Source organism: Streptomyces minutiscleroticus, assembly GCF_014650875.1.
Classification (GTDB): domain Bacteria; phylum Actinomycetota; class Actinomycetes; order Streptomycetales; family Streptomycetaceae; genus Streptomyces; species Streptomyces minutiscleroticus.
Genome location: NZ_BMVU01000129.1, coordinates 1 through 6,669 on the forward strand (window position 1 = coordinate 1; position 6,669 = coordinate 6,669).

At 71.6% G+C, this 6,669-nt stretch carries 7 protein-coding genes and 2 pseudogenes; 7 read left to right on the top strand and 2 right to left on the bottom strand.

Features of this window, described 5'->3' with window-relative positions:
- The first annotated feature begins 205 nt into the window (after positions 1 to 205).
- Both IE271_RS39925 and IE271_RS39930 read left to right on the top strand, forming a co-directional pair.
- Positions 206 to 796, top strand: coding sequence for a TetR/AcrR family transcriptional regulator (locus IE271_RS39925; protein WP_190195337.1), 591 nt, complete (start codon positions 206 to 208; stop codon positions 794 to 796).
- Positions 797 to 1,250: 454 nt separating this feature from the next.
- On the top strand, positions 1,251 to 1,391 hold the full coding sequence (locus tag IE271_RS39930) for a hypothetical protein (RefSeq protein ID WP_190195338.1): 141 nt from the start codon (positions 1,251 to 1,253) through the stop codon (positions 1,389 to 1,391).
- A gap of 666 nt (positions 1,392 to 2,057) precedes the next feature.
- On the opposite strand, the gene IE271_RS39935 is transcribed toward IE271_RS39930, so the two are convergent.
- Positions 2,058 to 2,657 carry an NAD(P)-dependent oxidoreductase gene (locus tag IE271_RS39935; RefSeq protein WP_229919959.1) on the bottom strand — a complete coding sequence of 200 codons (600 nt, stop codon included), beginning with the start codon at positions 2,655 to 2,657 and terminating at the stop codon, positions 2,058 to 2,060.
- 88 nt (positions 2,658 to 2,745) lie between these two features.
- On the opposite strand from IE271_RS39935, the gene IE271_RS44260 reads away from it, so the two are divergent.
- Together IE271_RS44260 and IE271_RS39945 are read left to right on the top strand one after the other, a co-directional pair.
- Positions 2,746 to 3,021, top strand: a complete 276-nt coding sequence (locus IE271_RS44260) for a winged helix-turn-helix transcriptional regulator (RefSeq protein WP_190195339.1) — start codon at positions 2,746 to 2,748, stop codon at positions 3,019 to 3,021.
- Positions 3,022 to 3,052: 31 nt separating this feature from the next.
- The gene (locus tag IE271_RS39945; protein WP_190195340.1) at positions 3,053 to 3,505 is read left to right on the top strand and encodes an SRPBCC family protein; all 453 of its coding nucleotides are present in this window, start codon (positions 3,053 to 3,055) and stop codon (positions 3,503 to 3,505) included.
- Positions 3,506 to 4,037: 532 nt separating this feature from the next.
- On the opposite strand, the pseudogene IE271_RS39950 reads toward IE271_RS39945, so the two are convergent.
- Positions 4,038 to 4,322 (bottom strand): annotated as a pseudogene (locus IE271_RS39950) (alpha/beta fold hydrolase); the annotation flags it as partial.
- 396 nt (positions 4,323 to 4,718) lie between these two features.
- On the opposite strand from IE271_RS39950, the gene IE271_RS39955 reads away from it, so the two are divergent.
- From IE271_RS39955 to IE271_RS39965, 3 genes and pseudogenes are all read left to right on the top strand, one after another.
- On the top strand, positions 4,719 to 5,690 hold the full coding sequence (locus IE271_RS39955; RefSeq protein ID WP_190195341.1) for an alpha/beta hydrolase: 972 nt from the start codon (positions 4,719 to 4,721) through the stop codon (positions 5,688 to 5,690).
- Positions 5,691 to 5,822: 132 nt separating this feature from the next.
- Positions 5,823 to 6,290 carry a cupin domain-containing protein gene (locus IE271_RS39960; RefSeq protein ID WP_190195342.1) on the top strand — a complete coding sequence of 156 codons (468 nt, stop codon included), beginning with the start codon at positions 5,823 to 5,825 and terminating at the stop codon, positions 6,288 to 6,290.
- A 286-nt stretch (positions 6,291 to 6,576) separates the two neighbouring features.
- Positions 6,577 to 6,669, top strand: a pseudogene (locus IE271_RS39965) (NADP-dependent oxidoreductase); the annotation flags it as partial.

Sequence of the window (6,669 nt, forward strand, 5' to 3'; positions counted from 1 at the left end):
GTCCACAGGAAGCGGGTGCCGATGAGGATGATCCCGGCGGCGGTCGCCCAGGCGATGACGGTGGCGGTGGTGGTGGCGGCGGTGGGCATGGCGAGGCGCTCTCCCCTTGTGCGGCGGCCCCGACCTTGTGTCGAGCGCCGCTCTTTCTTCTAGCGATGCTAGCCATAGCGGCGGCCCGATGTCTAGCAGTGCTAGAATCGCGGTCATGTCCGTCACCCAGAACCGCCGCGAACGCGAACGCGCCCAACGCCACCGCCTGATCCTCACCGCCGCCCGCGAACTGGCCGAGGCCGAGGGCTGGGAGGCGGTCACCACCCGCCGCCTGGCCGAACGCGTGGAATACAGCCAGCCCGTCCTCTACAGCCACTTCACCGGCAAGGACGCCATCGTCGCGGCCCTCGCCCAGGAAGGCTTCACCGAACTGGCCGACCTGCTGCGCACCGCACGCACCACCGCCGCCGCCGGTCAGGAGGGCGACCCGAACAGCGGCCTGCGGGCCGTGTGCCGGGCCTACCTGCACTTCGCCACCGCACACCCCGCCCTCTACCAGGCGATGTTCGTCCTGCCCACACAACTGAAGTTCGCCGACCAGGAGACACCCACACCACTGCGCGCCGCCTTCGACGCCCTCGTGGAAGCGCTGCCGGAGAACACCCCCGACCGCGAGGCCCGCGCCGAACTGCTCTGGGCCGCCCTGCACGGCATCTCCGCCCTGTCGGCCACCGGCCGCATCCCCCCGCACGGCGGGCAGACCCGACTGGACCTCCTCATCGACGGCATCGCCCCACACCACTGACCACCGACCGACAAGACCGCGCAAACGACCACTACGCCGCCCCTCGGACCGAACGAAGCCACCCGTACGGAGCCACCCGACCGAGGCGGTCCGCGCCGGCAGCCCGACCGGGAACATCCGCACGCCGCGCCGTGTTGTGACAGGCGTGGTCGTGGAAGGGGACAGTGTCCCCGGGCCTCACTTATCGCCTGCGGGGACGATCGTTCGGCTGAAGCCCTGCAGAGCCTTCCGCCGCGTAGGCGACCGCCCTTCCGCGACCGCGCCGCAGCCCCGGCTGGAATCCCCCTTCCGGCCGGGGCTACACGCATGATCACCCTGTTGGGCGAGCCTGCGGCCGCGAAGCCGGGGGAGCCGGTAGTGGCACGGAATGCTCCTGTGCACGTGTGGTGGTGTGGGGTCGCGGCCGGCCTTCGAACAAAGGCCGGCCGCAACACCATGGGACACTGTCGTCGCCGTGACCGTGCCAGGGGACGACGGATGGTACTCGCGGCACGTCGCCGTCCTGGTGACGGCGCCGTACTACGAGAACCTCCACACGCTCGCGCCGCAGCGGACCCGGCTGCCCGACGGACGGTCGCCGTTCTCGTCGGCGTAGGGCACGGCGGTGTCGACCACGGGTGGCGAGGCGCCGACTACCCGCCGGAGCGGTGTGCTGACGGTGCTCTCCACCGCAGCGGGGTACGTGCGCGGGCATCCACGACAAGTGGGGGAGAGGCCCGTAACTCCCCGCAGTGGCAGGGAGGTACAGGACGGGCGGCCGCCAGGAACAAGACGCCGGCGGTCGGAGCGCACCGTGAAACGCTCGGCGGACCGCGCCGTCGGCATCGGCGGCTTCCGGCGCTTCGACCGACTCCAGCGGGGCGGACCGGTCCGGAGCCATCGTGTGCGGCCTTCGGCCGAGAGCCTCGGTCGGACCTCGCCGGCCGTCACACGATGGCTCGCCCCGTACCGGAGGCCGCACCGGGAACGTCCCGGCCTGCACCGCCCGACGGGACATGTCCCGGACCAGGACCTCCAGGCGGCCGCACGCACTGCGACCGCACGCACCGCGTCGGACACCGGGACGGGCCCGATGCCGGTGCCTGTGCCGATGTCGGTGGCCGGCGCCTGGTGGGCGTCGGTCTTGAGGGGCCCGCTGATCGTGTTGTCGGCGACGACAAACTTGACGATCTTCATCGGTCGGCTCCGGGGACTTCCGGAGCTGTCCGGTCGACTCAGTTGCCGAGGTTGACCTGTGCCCTGTGGTGGTCGCCCCTCCCGATCAGGTCGACGAACCGAGGGCGTAGTCCGCGGCGGAGATCGCGCCGCCGTCCTCGGGCCGGACCGCGACGTCGTCGCCGAGCCGGTAACGGCCGAGCCGTTCGCCGGACATGCGGGCGCCGAACCTGAGGGCCGGGCTGACGAAGACCCAGTCGAGTGTCGGGTGCGTGGCCGGGAGGTCCTCGATGACGAGCGCCGCCCCGGCGCGGATCTCGCCGTGGAGTTCCGCGGGGATGTGGCTGAGGTCGGTGACGAAGCGGTCCGTCCCGGGCGCGGGGCGCAGCGACGAGTAGCCGCCGACGACGTACAGCGGTACACCGGCGGCATCGGCCAGACGCGCGATGGTGCGGTAGACGTCGCGGAAGCCGCCGTCGAGCGGGCCACGCGGAGCGAGTGCGCCCACCACGGCCTCCGAACCCGCGATGGCCGAGGACAGCGTCGCTTCGTCGGTGGCGTCGCCTTGGACATAGGTCACGTTCGGGACCGGCGCGTCGGGGAGCGGGCGGCTCGGCGCGGTGACCTGGTGACCGCGAGCGGCGGCCTCCGCGACGACGGCCGAACCGGCGTGGCCGGTGCCTCCGATCACGGTGACGCGGGACACAGGAGTGCCTTTCTACGGGCTTGACGCGTCGGTCGGCGCGTTGGACTCACCGTATGAGTGCAGCTCTCCGACGGAGAGTAGGTACTCTGTGGTAACCAACCGGTCCGAATCCGTACTTCGCGGCAGCCCCCGTCGCGCGGACTGCCCGACCCGTCACATCCTGGACCGCGTCGGCGACCGGTGGACGGTGCTCGTCGTGGGTGTCCTCAGCGAGGGCGACGCCCGCTTCTCGCAGTTGCGCCGACCCGGCGAGGGGATCTCGCAGGCCGAAGCCCACCGTCGGGCTGATGGAGACGGACGGTCCCGTCATCGCCCGGCAGTCGCGCCGATGAGTCTCCACGCCCACGGGCGTCTACAGGTGTGACAACCCGACCGGGGAGACGAGGAGACGAGACATGAGCACCGAGCAGACCGCCGCGGCCGACGACTTCGCCTACACGCTGACCCGGACACTGAACGCTCCCGCGGTGAAGGTGTGGCGGGCGTGGACCACCCCCGAGCGGTACGCCCAGTGGGCGGGAGCCGCTGCCGGCTCCGTCGAGATGGACGTACGGCCGGGCGGAGCGTGGAAGTCCACGATGGTCACCCCGGACGGCGGACAGGTCCCGCTGACCGGCTCCTATCTCGAGGTCGCCGAGAACCGCCACCTGGTGATCGGCATGGACGTGCCCGGCGGGTCCGAGCCCGCCGTCATGGCCATGCAGCTCGACGAGCAGGGCGACCGGCGCACGCAGATCGTGCTCCGCCAGACCTGCGACTCCGCCGAGGAACGCGACATGGCCGAACAGGGCAGCACCATGCTCCTCGACAGCCTGAGCACCTTCCTGGCCGCAGAGACGAGGGACTGAGCGTTCCCGGAAGTCACCAGCCGGGGCCGACCGCGGCAGGGCGGGCCCGCCCCGGCCGACCGGGCGCGCACATCACGGTGGGATCCTGCCGGAGCGGAAACGAGGTGGGGGAGACCGCTGCTTCGCATGGGGGACGGATGAGCCGGTCCCCGGCGAGCGACGGACGGGCGATCCCGCCCGTTCCAGGGCGTACCCCATGGCCGGCGCTCGACCGGGAGGGTTCGCCGGGTTGGCGGTGGAAACGGGTGGATGGGCGGTGACGTTCGGCTCTGTCGGTGTTCGGTGGCACCACTTGTCAGCCGCGGCCGGCCCCACCGCCTCCGCCGCCGGAGCCGCGCCAGCCGCAGACCCGGGCCCTCCATCGTCACCTGCGCCGGTGCGACGTCGACGCCCGCCGCCCCGACGTACTCGCCGCACATCATGAGAAACGCGTCCGCGCCCGCAGCGAGAAGAGCAGCCGCTGGGGTGGCAGACCACTACCGGTAGCGGTCTGACCAGCCAACCCGGCCACAGCATCACGAGTTCGCGGCCTCGCCAGGACGCGGGCGAGTTCGCCGGGGCGGGTGGCCATCGGCCAGTGGCCCGAGCCGAGGTCCATGTACTCGAGGTGGGCGGCGCGGGCGAGTTCGCGGCTCTCGCCGGCGGCGATCCACTCCTTGGCCTGGGCGGGGGTGAACTCGGGGCAGACGAGCACGATGGGGACGTCGAAACGGCGCTCGTCGGTCAGGCGCACGACTCCTCGGGCGACCCCCTCGGGGACGGGAACGGCGGCGGACGCAAAGCGGCGCCGGGTCTCCTGGTCCAGGTCGGCGGAGTCCGCCGTGCCGATCGATCAGCGAGGCGGCGAGCCGCTCCTCGGGAGCCGGCCGCATCACGGTCGGCGCTTCGGAGACATCCCCTGTGTTGCGTCGCGTCGGGTTCCACGCTTGGCGCCACCGGTCGGCCGTGCCCCGGTGCGGGCCGGGCGTCGTCCTCCTGTCCGGTCCGCGGCTCCAGGCTGTCCGTCGCCGCAGCGGCTGCCGGTCCGCCGTGAGCGGAGGTGCGCCGGAGGCGGTGCCGCAAGTCTCCGGCCTCGTCGGTGGCTCCGTCACCGCCTCCGGGCGGGGGAGGGGCAGAGAGCGCGGAGATTTATGTTGCCAGCCACGTAATCTCGCGCTACTTTTAGGTGGTCGGCCACATAAGTGGTCGGCGGAACCCCTCCTTGGAGTACGCCATGACTGTTTCGCCCCGGCCCGGAACGCTCGTCCGCCCGCCCTACGACCCGGAGCTGGACACCCTGCTCGCCGGCAGCCCGCTGCCCACCGTCATCACCGCGGACATGATCGAGCCGTTGCGCACCGCCCCGTTCACCGCGCCGATCGAGGAAGTCCTGGCCACCCGCGACCTGGACCACCGGATCATCACGATCCCCGGCCCCGAGGGCGAGTTGGCCGCCTCCGTGTTCACCCCTCGCGGCAAGACCGCGACCGGGGCGGGCATCTACCACCTGCACGGTGGCGGATTCGTCATCGGCGACCGCTACACCGGCATCGAGAACATCCTCGACTACGCGCTGGAGCACGGCGCCGTCGTCGTCTCCGTCGACTACCGTCTCGCCCCCGAACGCCCCGACCCCGCCCCTGTCGAGGACGCCTACGCCGGCTTCGTGTGGACCGCGCGCCACGCCGGTGAACTCGGTATCGACCCCGATCGGATCCTGCTGGCCGGCACCTCCGCCGGCGCCGGCCTCGCCGCCGGCGTCGTCCTGCTGGCCCGCGACCGCAAGGGCCCGCAGGCGATGGCGCAGCTGCTGATGAGCCCGATGCTCGACGACCGCGACGACACCGTCTCCGCCCGCCAGTACTCCGGCACCGGTTCGTGGAGCCGCGAGTCCAACCGGACCGGCTGGAGCGCGCTGCTCGGCGCGCGCCGCGGCACCGAGGCGGTCTCCGTGTACGCCGCCCCCGCGCGGGCCGCCGACCTGTCCGGTCTGCCGCCGGCCTTCATCGACGTCGGCTCCGCCGAGGTCTTCCGTGACGAGGACGTCGCCTACGCCTCCCGTCTGTGGTCCTCCGGCGTCCAAGCCGAGCTGCACGTGTGGGCCGGCGGCTTCCACATCTTCGACGGTGCCGCCCCCGCCGCGGCCCTGTCCAAGGCCGCCCTCGCGGCCCGCAGTGCCTGGGTGCGCCGCACCCTGGGCGCCTGACGACGCGACGGCGAGCCGCGCATCGGCTCCCGTGCCTGCGGGCTGGGCCCGCAGGACCGTGCCCGCAGGACCGTGCCCGCAGGACCGCATCTCCGTATCGCCGTGGACCGGCTCCCAGGAAGGGGACAAGACATGACCATGGCCTATCTGGCCCAGCCCGAGCAGCAGCAGAAGCTCGAATGGCTCGACGGGGGAACGTTCTCCGTGCTGCTAGACAAGGACGCCACCGAAGGGCAGCTGACCGTGGGCCGCTTCGACGTGGCCAAGGGGGAGGCTCCGCCGTTCCACCTGCACACCCGCGAGGACGAGGTGTTCATGCTCATCAAGGGCACCGCTCTGGTGTGGTCCGGGGAGGAGGAGTACGAACTGCGCGAAGGAGGCATCGTCTATCTGCCGCGCAACATCCCGCACTCCTACCGCATCACCTCCGAGCGCGCCGACCTCCTCATGATCGCCACCCCTGGCGGTATCGAGGACATGTTCCGCCACGCCGGACGCGACCTGAGCACTCCCCGCCCCGCGGACTTCGAGATCCCCAAGTCGCTTCTGGAGGAGGCCTCCGAGTTGTCCGGCGGCCGCATCGTCGGCCCGCCGCGCTGACCGTCCCCCCCACCGGCGCGTGGAGGGCGCCATGCCCCTCCGTGTCCTGTCCGGGGCGGACGCCGGCCCGCTTGCGCCGCCCGCCGGCCGGTGAGGTGAACGCCTCGTCGGACTCGCCCTTGGCGTGGGCGAAGCCCTCGTGTCGCGGATCTGATTCCGCGCCCTCCAAATACTTGGCTGGCCACTCAATCCCTGCTAGATTTTATGTGTCCAGCCACCTAATTCGTGTACGGCATCGCATCACATCCCACTGCATCGCACCGCATCACATCGTTGAGGAGTAGTCATGAAGGCCATTGTTTTCGACCGGTTCGGCGGCACCGAGGTCCTGCACGAGGCGGAGGTCGAGGTCCCGCAGCCCGGACCGGGCCAGGTCCGC